Below are 15789 nucleotides of genomic sequence, written 5' to 3'. Positions count from 1 at the left end.
GGATCCACGATGAAACTCTTTTGGGAGTTCTTCTCCTTCGAGCTCAAGGTCCGACTGAAGAGCGCGTCGACGTACGTGTACTTTGCGATGTGGTTCTTCTTCAGCTTTCTTTCCGTCGCCGCTGAGGACTTCATCACCACGGGCAACGGCAAGCAGCTTCTGAATGGGCCGTACTCGAACACCATTCTGTACATGTTCTTCACGCTGTTCGGCACGATCGTCATCGCCGCCATCTTCGGCACGTCGATCCTGCGCGACTTCCAGCGCGATACCTTCCAACTGATCTTTACCAAGCCGATTACGAAGTTCGCCTATCTCGGCGGGCGCTGGGCGGGATCGTTTGTAACCTGCGTGTTCGCGTTCTCGGGAATCGTCTTCGGCGAAGCCCTTGGATCGTTGATGCCGTGGGCTGACCATACGCGCATCGCCAGCGGTCATATCTGGTGGTATGTGCAGCCATTCCTTTCAATCGTGGTCGTGCAGATCTTCTTTCTCGGCTCGATCTTCTTTCTGGTCGCCGCGCTCTCGCGCAAGATTGTCATTGTCTACCTGCAAGGCATCGCGGTACTGATGATCTATCTGCTGCTGCAAGCCGTATTCAGCGCGACGCGGTCGCTGGAGCACTTCTGGTCCGGCATCCTCGACCCCATCGGCTTGCAACTTGCGAGCGTGATCGCGCGCTACTGGACGGTGGCGGAGAAGAACTCACTGCTCTTCTCCTGGTCCGCGCATGTGGGCAACGGCGTCTTTCTCTACAACCGGCTGCTTTGGATAGCCGTAGGCTTCGTGTCGCTAGGCGCTGTGTACAGATTCTTCCCGATGTCCGTCGAGGAGCTGACGGCGAAGTCGCAGGGACGGCGAGCGGCGAAGGCCAAGCGCGAAGAGGCCGCCGAGCTTCAACCACGGCGCTCTCTGGTAGCCGCGCTGTTGCCGCGGGTGCGGCAGAACTTTGGAAGCGGCCTCTGGTTCACGCAACTGGTCTCGATGACGCGCCTGCGCATCTCCAACATCACGCATGAGCTGCTGTTCTGGGCGCTCGGCGTACTGATAGCTTTCTTCTCCCTGGTAAATGGCTACTTCGCAGGACATGCGCAGGAGTCAAATGTATGGCCCGTTACGTTCCTGATGCTGCAGTCCGTGGAGGGGCTCGCGGTCCTTCTGCTCTATGTGGTCGCGACCATCTATGCCGGAGAACTAGTGTGGCGAGAACGGGATACGCGCTTTGCGGGTATCCATGATGCGCTGCCGATGCGCGAGACAACGGATTGGCTTTCGAAGTTCTTCGCGCTCGCCTTCGTCGAGCTCGTTCTCCTGTGCGTGATCATGATCTGCGGCATTGTCATGCAGACCTTCGCGGGTTTCTATCAGTACGATCTCCTGCAGTATTTCCAGGAGCTGTTTCTCATCGTCTTTCCTGGGGTGATGGGCATCGCGCTGCTGGCGTTCTTCGTGCAGACGGTGGTCTCCAACAAATTTCTCGGCCACGCCATCGTCCTGGGCGTCTTCGTCATGCAGCCGATTCTCAATCGCTGGAACATCGAGAACACGCTTCTGGTGCCCACGCAGACTCCTTCGTACACCTACTCCGACATGAACGGCTACGGCCACTTTGTCGCGGCGCAGTTGTGGGCGAACGTGTATTGGATCTCGATCTTCGCGTTTCTAGCAGTCCTCTCGATTGCTCTGTCGCGACGCGGCGCCGAGAACGGCTGGCGCGCGCGCTGGGGACAAGCACGCCATCGTTTGCCACGATTGACGGCGGCGCTGGTGATCTTCGTACTGCTCGCTATCGGCAGCGGGAGCTGGTACTTCTACAACACGCACGTACTCAACACCTTCTATACACAGAAACAACTACGCGACTTCCAGGCACAGTACGAGCGTGATTTCAAGAAGTATGAGCGCCTCCCGCAGCCGAAGATCATCGCTGTTGATGCGAACATCGATCTCGATCCTTATCACCGCTCGTTCAGCGGCACCGGTCATTTTGTGCTGCAGAACAAGACACCGAATCCGATCCAGCAGATCCATATCACCGACCAGATGCAGTCCGTCTCTGACGTGCAGTTCGATCGGCCGTTTCATCACATCAGCAGTTCGGTACGAGATCTTTACTCGATCTATCAACTGGAGACACCGCTTGCTCCGGGAGAGAAGTTGAACATGACCTTCAAGGTCGGCTACCAGTCACACGGCTTCCGCGATGGTGGCGAGCGGCCCGAGCTGGCCTACAGCGGCATGTTCTTCGACTCCAGCTACTTCCCCACTATCGGATACAGCACCGATGTAGAGATCGACGATCCTCGCCGCCGCCGCGAGGAGAAGCTGCCATTGCTCGAGGACCTTCCGCCGCGTGGAGACCCCTATGGCAGCGTAACGAATCTCTTTACACCGAATTCCGACTGGATCAGCTATCACACAACGGTCAGCACGCCCGACGATCAGATCGCGCTCGCGCCTGGCTACCTGCAGCGTGACTGGCATCAGAACGGCCGCCACTACTTCTCCTACGACATGGGCGATGTGAAGATCCTCGATTTCTTCTCGTACATCTCCGGTCGCTATACGGTGAAGAAGGAGAACTACAAGGGCACCAACATTGAGATCTACTACGACTACCACCATCCCTGGAATGTCGACGACATGACGCAGGCCGCACGCGCGGGGCTTGACTACTACCAGGCCAACTACAGTCCGTTCCAGTACAAGCAGTTCCGCATCATCGAGTTCCCGCGCTATCGCGGCTTCGCCCAGTCGTTCTCCAACACTTCTCCCTTTACCGAGACGTTCTTCCTCTCGCGCGTGCTTGACCCGAAGAAGGACATCGACTTCACCTACTTCGTCACCGCGCATGAGCTCGCGCATCAGTGGTGGGCGCATCAGTTGATCGGAGGCCGCGTTGCCGGGTCGAACATGATGTCCGAGTCGTTGGCAGAGTACTCGGCACTGCGGGTCGCGGAGAAGAAGTATGGCGATGCCCAGATGCGCAAGTTCCTTTCGCATGAGCTCGATGGCTACCTGCGCGGGCGCTCCGGTGAAACTCGCAAAGAGCCGCCGCTAGGACAGGTGCAGCGTGAAGCTTATGTCTGGTATCAGAAGGGCAGCCTCATCCTTTATGCGCTCTCCGACTACATCGGAGAAGACAAGCTGAACCTCGCTCTGCATAACTTCCTGATGCAGTATCGCTACGCCAACGCTGACGACTCGCAATCCGGCCCGTACCCAGACACGCGTCAGCTCGAAGACGCACTACGCGCGCAGACGCCTGCCGACCTGCAGTACTTCATCGACGACAGCTTTGAGAAGATCACGCTCTATGACAACAAAGCGATCGAGGCGACCTCGCAGAAGACCGCCGACGGCAAGTACAAGGTCACGCTGATCGTCGAGGGGAAAAAGGCCTACGCCGATGGCAATGGTGTCGAAACGCCGACGTCGATCAACGACCTGATCGATGTGGGTGTCTTCAGCGGCAAGAAGGGCGAAGAACAACCGCTCTCGGTTCGCAAAGAACGCATCACGGGCGGGCGGCAGACCTTCGAGTTCATCGTGAACGAACAGCCGACTCGCGCCGGAATCGATCCTTATAACAAGCTCATCGACCGCAATCTGGATGACAACTCGATGGACGTTTCGAATCAGAAGTGAAGACGTGCGACACTGACTGTCGACGACATGAACGACACAAGAAATTCGCCCAGGATCCTCGTACAACGCCTCCACCCAGCGGCACAGCTTCCGCGCTATGCCCACACCGGCCCCTACGGCGACCTCGCCGCGGATCTCTTCGCAGCCGAAGCCGCAACACTCGCTCCGATCGGTCAGGCAGGCAGCACGCAGGCTGTGCGCACAGGTCTGGCGCTGGAGTTGCCCTCCACCCACGGCGCGCTGATCGAAGACCGCTCCGGCCTTGCGCTGCGCGGCATTACGACATTGGCAGGTGTTATTGACCCGGGCTATCGTGGCGAGCTGAAGATTGTGCTGACGAATCTTGCGGCTGAGCCGCAGGTGGTTGCACCTGGCCATCGCATCGCGCAGCTTCGCGTGGTGGAACGTATTCAGGCAAGCTTCGAAGAGACTGACATGCTCGCCGAGACACCACGCAATAGCGCGGGGTTTGGGTCGACGGGGGTATAGCTGTACCTCTAGCTTTTCGGTAATACAAGCAGCCGCCAAATACAGGGGTTTCTGGACGCAAAGCGCGCCACAAACATTTGCATAACGCTCTGCATCAAGGGGTTTCTCCACTCCCGTTGGTCGGTCGAAATGACAAGTTTAGGGGAGTTTGCAAGAACACCAGTATTAGGCGGCTAGTCAGCCAGCCATTACAGGTTTGCCCTTCTCGTTCCACTCCACATATGCCGCCGGCACCTGGTGGTCGTGCGTGAAGAGCACGAGCCAACGCTCGGGGATAGCTCGCGCTAGAAACCGCTTGCGCTGGGCGATGCATGTGAGCGGGTCGAGATCGTAGCCCATTACCCACGTCGGATCGAGGTGATGGTGCGTGGGAATGAGGTCGCTGATGTAACACGCGTGCTCGCTTGCGCCAGCGTGTGACTGCGATTCCAGGTGCACCGCCAACATGCTTGCTGTGTGTCCGGGGAAGGGTTCGACCCAGACTCCGGGAACGATCTCGGTGGAGGTCTGAATCGTAATGGGGGGCAAGGGCGTGGGTGCAGCCAGCCGCGAGTCGTCCGGCGTAAAGCCGCCGGCGCCGTGCGGGTCCAGCAAGGTTAGCTGGCCGCTGGCGATCAGTGGACCGTAGTTCGGGCCGAGGTAGCTGACGGCATCGCGCTCAAGCTGTAGCCGCCCGTGTGCGAGCTCTCCCGCCGCGGCGAAGTGGCGCGCGTTGGGGAACGTCGGCGTCACCGAGCCGTCGGGATGCAGGGTCGTGTTCCAGCCGCAGTGGTCGAAGTGCAGATGCGTGTTGATGACGTGAGTCACTTCATCGACGCGCACTCCTGCTGCCGCCAGCGACGCAGGCAGCAACTCCTGGTTGGCGTGGATCTCCCGCATTTTTGGGGGTTGCTTGTTGCCGATGCCTGTTTCGACCAGCACGACGTGCTTGCCGGTGCGGATGACGACTGTGTTCAGTCCCAGCAGGATGCGATTCGCCTCGTCGGCGGGGGTTCTCTTCTGCCACAGGGTCTTGGGGACGACGCCGAACATGGCACCGCCATCGAGCAGATAGCTGCCGTCCGAGCAAAATACAAGGTCGAAGTCACCGAGGGTGCGGCGACCACGAACGAGATCTGAATCCTGGGGAGGAGGAGTCGAGTGTATCGTGCCTGTTTCGCTGGCCATCTAAAACATCTTAGAGCAGCTACGCTGGAACAGCTTAGAACCGGCTGCGAGCTAAGCTTGTGCCGCTTTTGCCGCTGCCGCTAAAAGCTCGGCGGAGGCTGAAGGCTCGAGATTGCCAACCGATATAGACGCGGTGAAGGACGAGTCGAACCCATTGGTAGCGACAGCATGCTCCAAAGCGGCGCTGGCCTCGGCAATTCGCTTGGCTGGCTGGTCCATATTTGCGACCGCAGCCACGGCCGAAGGCACGCGTTTCATCTGGAAACAGGAACGACACAGCACCGGTCGACCCTGCGTAGGCTTGAACGGGACGGTGGTATCGATCCCACAGGCCGAACATTGGGTGCGCGTTTCGGTGCGCGACAGAGGAAGAGCCGCCGCCGCAACTCCCGGATTGGTAGACCGCCCCAGACCCGCTCGCTTGGCTTTACACAGCTTGCAGCGTTTCGGGTCGTTTTTGAACTGCTTATCGAAGAAAAAAAGCTGTTCGCCGGCGGTAAAGACAAATTCATTGCCGCAATCGCAGCACTTGAGAAGCCTATCGATGAATTCCATTGCGCCTTCTCCCATCGTGCGGGATCAGGATGAAGCCCCTCCGAAGATCGTTACGCAGAGCTTCGAATGCGGATTCAAGCCTAGATTTGCATATCGATTACATGTCGACAACCGGGCCCGGTGGATGCTGCGAGCGATGTGATTCAGGGTCGCTCTGAATAATACTAGGGAGGAGATGTAATTTGCATCCCCTCCCTACTTATTTTCAATAAGTACTACTAAACACCAATTTCAATTCTTTTGAAAAGAAATCTTTAGTCCTGTTCCTTGCGGACCTTCTTGCGATTGCGCTTGCGTGCAAGTGCTTCCTTCACACGCTTCTTCTCGCCTGGTTTCAGGTAGAAAGAGTGACGCTTGACTTCCTTGATGATGTCTTCCGTCTGCACCTTGCGCTTAAAACGGCGAAGAGCATTCTCAAGGGGTTCGCCTTCTTGAACTCGAACTTCTGCCAAGTTGTATACACCTCCAAACCTGCCAAACTGGCTTCACTATCATATGCCCTACACGGCGTGCATGGCGATATAAATTTGCAGGCAAACGATTTCCTAGGCTACAAAGACCGTTTTACTTGCTTTCAATTTTCCTTTTCTACGCATTACTTTCGCCTCATTTAGCTTTTGCCGTATAGCTGATGGCCCTGTACAGAGCTAAACTCGTGACCATGATCCGTTCCCATCAAGGCCGACGCCCTATAGTCCCTGCAACTGCCTATGTCGATGTTTCTGCACAGGTTATCGGTGAAGTGGAGCTGGGCGAACACTCCAGCGTATGGATGAACGCCGTGCTGCGCGGCGATGTGCATTCCATCAGCATTGGGGCAGAATCCAATGTGCAGGACTGTGCCGTGCTGCACGGCATGAAGTGCCTCTACCCGGTTGTGGTCGGCGATCGGGTGACCATCGGGCACAATGCGACCGTCCATGGCTGCGTGCTCGAGGATGATGTGCTGGTTGGCATTGGCGCGATCATCCTGAACGGCGCGCACATCGGCGCGGGATCAATCATCGCCGCTGGAGCTGTCATACCGGAGCGTACGATGATTCCGCCGCGAAGCCTGGTCGCCGGCGTTCCCGGCAAAGTGCGCCGCTCGCTCGACGACGACGACCTGGAGATGATCCGTGGCTATGCGCGGAACTATCTCGGATACACGAAGACCTATCTGGCCGAAGCCGCCGAAAGCGCCGGATAGGGTGACCTGTGGTTTTTGGCCATGAACGTGTATCTTTCGGATACAGGTTTCCCCTAACCCCATGAAGAACCGTTCGTTCTCCCTGTTCGCACTCGTCGCTGTGTCTTGCTGCGCGTTGTCTGCATCGGCGCAGGCTCCATCCTCCACGGCTGTCGTTTCTTCCACGACCGGCGCGGCCACAACGGCAAAGCCCGACTACACGCATGAATCTTCCGTCGTCGAACATCTGGATCGTGTCTATCGCTATGCAGCTGATGGCACAGGTTCGAAGGAGCTCTCCGCAGTCGTGGATATACGCGACGAGGCAGCGGTCAAGAGCTGGAGCGTGCTCAGTTTTTCCTTTGCCTCCAGCTCCGAGCATGTCGAGATCGACTATGTCCGGGTTCGCCGGGCCGATGGAACCGTTGTCGCGACTCCTTCCTCCGATGCGCAGGAACTGCCCGCCCCGGTAACTCGTGAGGCGCCTTTTTACAGTGACCTGAAGGAAGAACAGATTCCTGTGCGCAGCCTGCGCGAGGGCGACCATCTGGAGTACAAGGTGCGGATAGTGCGTGCGCATCCGGAGGCGCCGGGCCACTTCTGGGGACAAGATAGCTTCTACACGCCATCTTTGGGAGAAGTCGTATTGGAGGAGAGCGTCGAGCTGCACATTCCCCTCGCTGTCTATGTGCAGGTCTGGAGCCCGAAGAATAAGGCGACGATCTCAGAGACACCGACCGAACATGTCTACCGCTGGCAGAGTTCACAACCGCTGCCCGTTGCCGGCAAAAAGCCCAACGATCTGCTCCGCATGGAGAAGGACCAACCCATCGATGACGAGCCCAAGCTGCCGCCTATTGCCTGGACGAACTTCCATAGCTGGCAGGAGGTTGGGGCGTGGTATCGAGGGATGGAAGGTACGCGCATCACGCCCGACGACGAGGTCCGCGCACGTGTCACCGAGCTGACTGCCGGCAAGGCCACGCAGGAGGAAAAGACCCGCGCCATCTATGGATTCGTCGGACCACAGGTGCGCTACATCGGTGTCGCGTTTGGTGTCGGGCGATACCAGCCTCATGAGGCTTCCGATGTCCTGCGCAATCAGTATGGTGACTGCAAGGACAAGCACACGCTGCAGGCCGCGATGCTCTCCGCTGCCGGCATTCCCGCAGATGCCGCGTTGATCGGTGCGGGTGTTGCCTTTACTCCAGACCTGCCTTCGCCGGGTTGGTTCAATCACGTGATCACGGTTGCCCATGTGGACGGCAAGCCGGTCTGGCTCGATGCCACCGCCGAGGTGGCACCCTATCGGCTACTGCTGCAGGTGCTGCGCGGCAAGCAGGCGCTGGTGGTTCCTGCCAGTGGCGATGCCTACCTCGCAACTACCCCCAAAGACCCACCCTTTCCCTCCGAAGAGCGCTTCGAGGCTATAGGCACACTCGACGACAAGGGCGTCTCCCACTCGCATCTTGTGATGGACCTGCGCGGCGACTCCGAGATCATCTTCCGGGAGGCGGTCCGTTCGGTCTCGCCTGCACAGTGGGATGAGTTAATGCAGAACATCTCTTACAGAATGAGCTACGCGGGAAAAGTGACGCATGCGGAGTTCTCACGGCCCGATGACACGGCCGCACCCTTCCACATCGCCTATGACTATGAACGCGAGAAAGCTGGCGACTGGGATAACCTGCGAATCATCCCGCAGATTGCGCCCATTGGACTCGGGCCTGTCGATGAAAAAGACCTGCCCGTAGCACCCATCGAACTCGGAGAGCACCATGTTCAGATCTCTCGTGCTGTGATCAAGCTGCCGGAGGGTTGGGGAGCGGAACTGCCTCCCGCGATCCACGCCAAGGCGGCCTTTGCGACGCTGGATAAGACTTACAAGTTCGAAAACGGGACTTTGATTACGGATCAGCGCTTTGAGGTACTGATCGCCAAGATTCCCGCTGCCGACTGGCGCAGCTATCAGAAGTGGTACAAGGACGCTGGATTGGAGGGCGAAGCCTACATTCAGCTCACGCGCGCCGGCGGAAGCCATACAGCAACTGAGTCCAACGACGATGCCGCTCGATTGATCGAGCAAGCTATTCAACTGGAGCAGTCGCAATCGTGGGATGATGCCCACGCAAAACTTGACGCCGCGCGCGCTCTGAACGCCGATCAGGCATACCTGTGGAGCAACTACGGGTATCTTGCTATGCAGGACGGCAAGGCCAATGAAGCCGTTGCAGACTACAACCGCGAGATCTCAGCGCACCCTACGGAAGAGATTCCATATCGACTTCTAGCTGCGGCTCAGCTACGGCAGCGCAAACCGGAGGAGTCCGTCAAAACACTGCGTCAGCTGCTCGCACAATACCCCGGAGACGAGTACGGCGCAGGAATGCTTGCTGCCTATCTTTTGGCGGACACGATCCCTAAGGACCATGCTGCTGGAGAAACCGTCCTGCGTTCCGCGATAGCAGCTAATGGCGACAGTCTGCGGTTGAAATTGCAACTGGCCAAGGCCCTGCTGAGTGATGAAAAGAAGGATGAAGCGAAGCCGCTTCTACAAGAGGTCGCCAACAAGAGTGACGATGCCGGATTGCTGAATGACTCCGCCTATGAGCTTGCCGACCACTTGATCGATCTTGCGCTGGCCGATAAAACGTCGCAGCGCTCCCTGGCAATGCTTGAGGACCAGACCACCAGCCATGCCGGCTCTCCACAAGATGTACTCTCCCGCGCAGTGATGCTGATTGATGTGTGGGACACGGTCGGATGGACACTCTTTCGCGAAGACAAAGCCGCTCAAGCTGAACCGCTACTGCGCGCAGCGTGGCGCAATGGTTATGGCATGGAACCTGGCTACCATCTCGGTATGGTCCTCGAAAAAGAGGGTCGCCCCGCCGAAGCGATGACGCTCTATCATCTCGCCGCGAGCGGTGAACCCAGCGGCAATCAGAGTGCAACCTTGAAGCTTATCGCCGACCGGCTCTTCGCCCTGGCGAAAGCCGGTATCCATGCTGACGAACAGGATGCCAGGGCAACGCTCCAGAAGGAACGCACTTTCAAGGTGGAGGGCGGTAGCACTCCAAAGAGCGGCCTGGCTACCTTCGAGATTGAGTTCTCCGCACAGGGCACCGAGGAGGTACGCTTCGTGCACGGAGATGAAAGCCTGAAATCGCTGACAAGCGCTGTACTACACGTCGATTTCAAGGCTTCCATCCCAAAAGATAGTCACGCGAGACTGATTCGCCGCGGCATTTTGAGCTGTTCTTCTAGCTGCGAACTCGTGTTTATGCCCCCGCAGGAGGCGTTGACGGATCAGTAGCGCGATAGAGCGGAATCAGTGAGGTTGTGATTGCGGTTGCTGGGCCTGCTGCGCCGCGTTGGTCGCCTTGTCCTGATGTTTCAAGGCATCCGCCTGAGCCTTCTGGGCTTTGGCATTTTCTTTAGCGTCCTTCTCCTGGGCTTTCTGGGTCTTTCTTTGCGCCTTCATCTCATCCTTGGACATGGGAGCGGAATTCGGCGCAGCAGGATTCGCGCCGTTCGGTGCGGGCGTCTGAACGGAGCCCGCCGGCGGCGCAGGCGGTGGGGTCGTTTCCTGCTGGGCAGAAACAGCAGCAGGCATCGCCAGGGTTGTGGCAAGAGCCAGGAACATCATCTGATGTCTTCATCGTCATTGTGTTTTTCTTCATCATCAGCACTCCTTTCGGGAGAGCGTTTGCTCGTGGCCCGTGTTCTTCCGACCCACCTCGTGAGAAGAGTTGAGCCTGAAAAGTGCGATGCGGCAGGGTGGCGTGGCGATGCCTCGCCTCTGCCGGGCTACGGCTGGCGGATTGGGCGCATCAGAAAGCACAGGCTCTACAGAAACGATTGAGAGGAAAGAAGAAACGTTATGCCAAAAGGAAAAGAGAAGAACACCACGATCACTCGCAAGAAACTGATCGACCTGCTCAACCAGGACCTGGAGCGTGAGTTTCAAGCCGTCATCGCTTATGTGAATTACTCAGCGGTGCTCAAAGGCGCGGCCTATATGAACATCGCCGCTGAGCTTGCGGTTCATGCCAAGGAAGAGCTTGACCATGCGCTGATTCTCTCCGACCAGATTGACTACCTGGGCGGTGTACCAGCAGTGACGGCCAAGCCGGTGAAGACCAGCGACAAGGCCGAGGAGATGCTCAAGTTCGATCTGGCCAACGAAGTCGAGACGATTCGCAACTATCGCCGCCGCGTCAAGCAGGCCGATGAACTCAATGAGTTTGCGCTCAGTGAACAGATTCGCGAGATTCTGCTGCAAGAGCAGGACCATCTGACTGCGCTGGCGACGGCGCTGGGGATCGATCCGCCGAATCCGGGGATCGCCGATTAGAGTAGTTTCGCTATGTGATGTATGAACGAACCACCATTAGAACTGTCATCTCGACCAGAGCATGATGGTTTATCGTCATGCGTAGCGGAGAGACCCCTCGATGCAGAGCGTGATGCAAATGTTTGTGGCACGCTTTGCGTCTAGAGACCCCTGTATTTTGCCCGGAGCAGCATTACCGCCGCAGGCAAAATACAGGGGTCTCTCCACTACGGCGGCAAAAGCGCCGCCTTCGGTCGAGATGACACGGTATGGGGATAGTCGAGGCTAAACTTCGCGCTTCGCAGCGAGCCAGTAGGCGATTGCGCCAAGCTGCGCGAGGACGATCAGCTCGATATAGAACGTGACGCTGGTAAAGCTTGGGGTCACGTGTGGGGCCAGGGCGAACAAGACGATCGCCAGCACAACCATCGCAACGATTGCGACCGTGCGGCCGGCACGAATTACAGGACGAGCAGCGCGCTGCTTCGGCAGCGAAGCTACGACGCGAGCGGCAAAATCTGCGGGAATCGCCGAAATCGACGATTCAGAGCCATATTTCAGCTCAGGGCTATATCCCAGCTCAGGGCTGTGCTCCAGCGCGCGGGTAATCGCTGCTTCGAACTCCTCCTGCGGATTGTGTTCCTTCATCGTCATGCCTTCCCTGCCATTATCGCCCGTGTGGAGGGGCTGTTGCTACTGCTTTCGTTAGGATGCGGCTGTGCGGCGAAACGACTTCGCAGTCTCTCGCTGAGCCGCTTGCGCCCGCGGTGCAGGTGCGTGCGCACGGTGTTAAGGGGCAGCCCAAGAGCGACGGCGATGCCTTCGTAGCTGCACTCCTCCTGATGGTAGAGCACCAGCACGGAGCGCTCGATCTCGGGCAGGGCAAGTAGCTCGGCATCGACTGCGCTCTGTAGTTCGGCGTCGGAGAGCCGCTGTTCCGGCGTGCGCGCATGTTCGCCAGCGAGATCGTCGCCAGCGAAGTTCTCGATCCAGGCTGCCGATTCCTCTTCGCCCTCCAGAGATGCGGGCTCGGAAGCCAGATAGGTGCGCTCTTTGCGGCGGCGTTTCCACTCATCCTGGGAGAGATTGACGACGATTCGGTACAGATAGGTCGAGATCGTCGCATCACCGCGAAAGTCCGGCAGAGCGCGGTAGAGGCGCAGAAAAGCCTCCTGTGCGAGGTCTTCGACGTGTGGACCCCCGCCGGTCATGCGCGTGAGCGTACGGAAGACCAGTCCCTGGTGCTCGCGGACGAGGGCTTCGAAGTTCTCCGGCGATGAGAGATCGGCACGCATGTATCTAAACCGGGTCAGACTTCAGGATGCGCCAAAAGTTTCATGCACGGCTATGAAACTTTGCAAGGGTCGCTCAGTCGAAGGGGGCATAAGGTTTCGGCTGTGGCGCTGGACGCCGGCAGCCCTGAGGAGAAATTGTGATGGTGATGGAGATGAGTTGGGAGTTTCTGCAAAGTCCTTTTGTCATTCCCGTGGTCGGGTGCGTGGTTGGAGGGTGCATTGCTATTGCCGGGGTCCAGTCCAGTGTGCGTACCCGCGAGATACAGAGCCAGGAACGGCTGGCGGCAATCGCCAAGGGCGTACCCATTCCACCAACCTTAGAAGAACTGGCCATCATCCACGGCAAACCTTCCGTAGACAGTATTCGCCGGCGTGGCAACGTACGCCGGGGGGGTATCGTTCTGCTGGGCACTGCAGCAGGATTGATCCTCTTCTTTATCGCACTGGCTTCCGTACTGCAGGAGCGCGATGTGCTGTGCGGTGCGGCTGTCGGGTTGATTCCGTTCGGCATCGGTGTGGGCCTACTGATCGATGCGGGCATCCAGACGCGCGAGATCGAGGAGGCTACCCTTCAGAGTTCAGGGCCCAGGGGTCAGGGCACAGAAGGCGCGTTCTAGCCCCTAAGCTCTGGACCCTATGCCTAAAGCCCTGGCCTTGAGCCCTCCGCCAGTTCGATAGACTAGAAGGTCTATGAGCGAAAGCAACAACAAGCCCGCAGCACGGCCCACGATTAAGGCCGTGCGCGGCACTCGTGACCTCCTCCCCGACCAGACACCGCTTTGGAACCGTGTTGAAGCTACAGCCCGCGCCGTATTTGCACGCTATGGGTTCGGAGAGATTCGTACCCCGATCTTTGAAGCCACCGACCTGTTCGCGCGCGGCGTCGGCGAAGAGACCGACATCGTCTCCAAAGAGATGTTCACGTGGGAAGACCGTGCACGAGCGGCCAGCGAGAAGGCCCAAAATCTGACGCTACGGCCTGAATCGACCGCAGGCGTCGTGCGCGCGTACATCGAGCACAAACTCGGCGAGACGGGCCAGCTGCTGAAGCTCTACTACATTGGCCCGCAGTTTCGGCGCGAGCGTCCGCAGCGTGGGCGGTACCGGCAGTTCTGGCAGATCGGCGCGGAGGTCATTGGGCCGCAGAGTTCCGGGGCGGAGTCTGCCGTGCGTGACGCCGAGGTGCTGGAGATGCTGGCCAGCCTGCTCGACGAGTTGGGCGTTCGCGACTGGAAGCTGGAGCTGAACTCGGTCGGCAACACTGAAGACCGCGCTCGCTTCAACGTGGCCCTGCGGGAGGCGCTAGCTCCCGTAAAAGACCAGATGTGCCCGGACAATCAACGTCGCGCTGAGACCAATCCGCTGCGCGTGCTCGACTCGAAGGACGAAGCCGACCAGGAGATCATCAACGCGCTGCCGAAGATCGCCGACTACCTGGGTGACGAATCGCGCGAGCACTTTGAACAGGTAAAGGCCGCGCTCGATGCCTGTGGCGTGCCGTATCACGTGAATCCGCGGCTGGTACGCGGGCTTGACTACTACACACGCACGACCTTTGAGTTCACCGTGACGACCGGCCTGGGCACGCAGAATGCGCTGCTCGGCGGCGGGCGCTATGACGGGCTTTCCGAGATGCTCGGCGGCCCGAAGGCTCCCGGAATCGGCTTTGCGATCGGCGAAGACCGCCTCATCCTCACCCTGCAGGCGCAGGCTGAAGCCGACGCAGCCGCCAGCGGAGCGGCGCTTGTGGAGCCGAAGCTCGACGCTTACATCGCACCGCTCGGGGTTGCGCAGAATGCAGCCGCGCTCAAGCTCGCACGCGAGCTTCGCCGCGAAGGGCTTTCTGTCGAGGTCGGCGACGGCAGTTTCAGGCTGAAAAAGAGCTTCGATGCGGCGGACAAGGTCGCGCGGCATATTGTGCTTCTGGGCGAAGATGAGGTCGCTAGCAACACTTTCACTGTTAAAAGCTTCGCCACCGCGCAACAGGTAAAGGTGGAGCGAGGTGTTCTCATAGAGGAGTTAGGGAAGTAAACTGATTCTGCGATGGAGGAGAACATGGATTACGCAATCGAATTTGAACGCGAAGACGATGGTCGCTGGATCGCCGAAATTCCGGATCTTCCTGGAGTAATGGCCTACGGCGCATCAAAGCAGGAAGCCGAATCGAAGGTACAGTCAATCGCATTGCGGGTAATCGCGGACAAACTCGAACGCGATCACACAACGACAGATCACGTTCAGTTCGCAGCCGCGTGAGTAGTTGGCCGAGTTCGAAGGCACGGAAAGTTCTCAGAGCCCTTCATCGCATTGGTTGGACAGAAGATGTCCGAATCAGCGACGGCTCGCACCGGCAACTCATCCGCGAGGGCTATCCGCGGTTCACCTGGGCCTTCCACGACGGCGAAGAGATTGGCCCCGAAATGCTGGCGCGGATCGCAAAGCATACAGGGTTGAAGCCGGAAGATCTCTAAGGGTGATGCTTGAGGAGATGCTCGACTAGGGGAATCGATGCTGCGCAGAGCGTTTCTTAGCGGGGCTGTCGCGACCATAACGATCGCAGGTCGCACGCCAGATAACGGCGCGCACCTCGCGCAGTCTGCACGCAATCAGATCGGCGTTACCACCGGCTACGACCCGCACTACATCCGCATTCCTTACCCCGGTGGCGACGTTCCGCGTTCTACCGGGGTGTGCGCCGATGTGGTCGTTCGGGCTGGGCGCGATGGCCTTGGGCTGGACCTGCAGAAGCTCGTCCATGAGGACATGCTGCGTGACTTCGCCGCTTACCCCCGTACCTGGGGCATGGCCCATCCCGACAGCAACATCGATCATCGCCGCGTGCTCAACCTGGAGGCCTTCTGGCGGCGCTCAGGCTGTGAACTCTGGCGCGCGTCTGGCGCTGTAGCAGGTAATGCCTTCCCATCGCCCCTTGAGGTCGGCGATATCCTCACCTGGCGACTGGATGCGCGGCTGCCTCACATCGGCATTGTGGTCGCGGACAGCCTGCTCAGCACGCGCGTTGTGCACAATTGGGGCAACGGCGCGGAAGAGTCTTCTCTCTACACCTTTAGCCCGCATCGGGCCATTGGACATTATCGCTGGCCGAAGGTGTAACAGTCTTTCGTACAATA

The 15789-nt window shown here is 58.7% G+C and carries 16 protein-coding genes; 10 read left to right on the top strand and 6 right to left on the bottom strand.

Annotation, left to right across the window (positions count from 1 at the left end):
- Positions 1–9 precede the first annotated feature (9 nt).
- Both GSQ91_RS01880 and dut read left to right on the top strand, forming a co-directional pair.
- Positions 10–3648, top strand: coding sequence for a M1 family aminopeptidase (locus tag GSQ91_RS01880; RefSeq protein ID WP_158819566.1), 3639 nt, complete (start codon positions 10–12; stop codon positions 3646–3648).
- A gap of 27 nt (positions 3649–3675) precedes the next feature.
- Positions 3676–4137 (top strand): dUTP diphosphatase, encoded by a 462-nt coding sequence (dut, locus tag GSQ91_RS01875; protein WP_158819565.1) that lies wholly within the window; start codon positions 3676–3678, stop codon positions 4135–4137.
- A gap of 177 nt (positions 4138–4314) precedes the next feature.
- On the opposite strand, the gene GSQ91_RS01870 is transcribed toward dut, so the two are convergent.
- The 3 genes from GSQ91_RS01870 to rpsU all read right to left on the bottom strand — a co-directional run bounded on the left by GSQ91_RS01870 (position 4315) and on the right by rpsU (position 6311).
- On the bottom strand, positions 4315–5304 hold the full coding sequence (locus GSQ91_RS01870) for an MBL fold metallo-hydrolase (RefSeq protein WP_158819564.1): 990 nt from the start codon (positions 5302–5304) through the stop codon (positions 4315–4317).
- A 51-nt stretch (positions 5305–5355) separates the two neighbouring features.
- Positions 5356–5859 carry a zinc-ribbon domain containing protein gene (locus tag GSQ91_RS01865; RefSeq protein ID WP_158819563.1) on the bottom strand — a complete coding sequence of 168 codons (504 nt, stop codon included), beginning with the start codon at positions 5857–5859 and terminating at the stop codon, positions 5356–5358.
- 254 nt (positions 5860–6113) lie between these two features.
- Positions 6114–6311 (bottom strand): 30S ribosomal protein S21, encoded by a 198-nt coding sequence (rpsU, locus tag GSQ91_RS01860; protein WP_014267628.1) that lies wholly within the window; start codon positions 6309–6311, stop codon positions 6114–6116.
- A 209-nt stretch (positions 6312–6520) separates the two neighbouring features.
- Between rpsU and GSQ91_RS01855 the strand changes: the two genes are divergently transcribed.
- Both GSQ91_RS01855 and GSQ91_RS01850 read left to right on the top strand, forming a co-directional pair.
- The gene (locus tag GSQ91_RS01855; protein WP_158819562.1) at positions 6521–7048 is read left to right on the top strand and encodes a gamma carbonic anhydrase family protein; all 528 of its coding nucleotides are present in this window, start codon (positions 6521–6523) and stop codon (positions 7046–7048) included.
- Positions 7049–7109: 61 nt separating this feature from the next.
- Positions 7110–10343: a DUF3857 domain-containing protein gene (locus tag GSQ91_RS01850; RefSeq protein WP_158819561.1), complete on the top strand. Its 3234-nt coding sequence runs from the start codon at positions 7110–7112 to the stop codon at positions 10341–10343.
- Between the two features lie 15 nt (positions 10344–10358).
- On the opposite strand, the gene GSQ91_RS01845 is transcribed toward GSQ91_RS01850, so the two are convergent.
- A complete protein-coding gene (locus GSQ91_RS01845; RefSeq protein WP_158819560.1) occupies positions 10359–10676 on the bottom strand; it encodes a hypothetical protein in 318 nt (105 codons plus the stop codon).
- Positions 10677–10910: 234 nt separating this feature from the next.
- Here GSQ91_RS01845 and GSQ91_RS01840 point away from each other — a divergent pair, with 234 nt between their 5' ends.
- The gene (locus tag GSQ91_RS01840) at positions 10911–11384 is read left to right on the top strand and encodes a bacterioferritin (RefSeq protein ID WP_158819559.1); all 474 of its coding nucleotides are present in this window, start codon (positions 10911–10913) and stop codon (positions 11382–11384) included.
- Between the two features lie 264 nt (positions 11385–11648).
- On the opposite strand, the gene GSQ91_RS01835 is transcribed toward GSQ91_RS01840, so the two are convergent.
- Both GSQ91_RS01835 and GSQ91_RS01830 read right to left on the bottom strand, forming a co-directional pair.
- A complete protein-coding gene (locus tag GSQ91_RS01835; RefSeq protein ID WP_158819558.1) occupies positions 11649–12011 on the bottom strand; it encodes a hypothetical protein in 363 nt (120 codons plus the stop codon).
- A gap of 2 nt (positions 12012–12013) precedes the next feature.
- Positions 12014–12658 carry an RNA polymerase sigma factor gene (locus GSQ91_RS01830; protein ID WP_158819557.1) on the bottom strand — a complete coding sequence of 215 codons (645 nt, stop codon included), beginning with the start codon at positions 12656–12658 and terminating at the stop codon, positions 12014–12016.
- A gap of 137 nt (positions 12659–12795) precedes the next feature.
- Between GSQ91_RS01830 and GSQ91_RS01825 the strand changes: the two genes are divergently transcribed.
- From GSQ91_RS01825 to GSQ91_RS01805, 5 genes are all read left to right on the top strand, one after another.
- Positions 12796–13275, top strand: coding sequence for a DUF6249 domain-containing protein (locus GSQ91_RS01825; protein ID WP_158819556.1), 480 nt, complete (start codon positions 12796–12798; stop codon positions 13273–13275).
- Between the two features lie 73 nt (positions 13276–13348).
- Positions 13349–14689: a histidine--tRNA ligase gene (hisS, locus tag GSQ91_RS01820; protein WP_158819555.1), complete on the top strand. Its 1341-nt coding sequence runs from the start codon at positions 13349–13351 to the stop codon at positions 14687–14689.
- 24 nt (positions 14690–14713) lie between these two features.
- Positions 14714–14914, top strand: coding sequence for a type II toxin-antitoxin system HicB family antitoxin (locus GSQ91_RS01815; protein WP_158819554.1), 201 nt, complete (start codon positions 14714–14716; stop codon positions 14912–14914).
- On the top strand, positions 14911–15129 hold the full coding sequence (locus tag GSQ91_RS01810; RefSeq protein WP_158819553.1) for a type II toxin-antitoxin system HicA family toxin: 219 nt from the start codon (positions 14911–14913) through the stop codon (positions 15127–15129). The genes GSQ91_RS01815 and GSQ91_RS01810 overlap by 4 nt, the downstream gene beginning before the upstream one ends.
- 37 nt (positions 15130–15166) lie before the next feature.
- On the top strand, positions 15167–15772 hold the full coding sequence (locus GSQ91_RS01805) for a DUF1287 domain-containing protein (RefSeq protein WP_158819552.1): 606 nt from the start codon (positions 15167–15169) through the stop codon (positions 15770–15772).
- Positions 15773–15789: the final 17 nt, after the last annotated feature.

Source organism: Granulicella sp. S156 (genome assembly GCF_009766105.1).
In the GTDB taxonomy this organism is placed as follows: domain Bacteria; phylum Acidobacteriota; class Terriglobia; order Terriglobales; family Acidobacteriaceae; genus Granulicella.
Note: the sequence above shows the minus strand (reverse complement) of the source record. Positions and strands in the feature narration are given on the sequence as shown.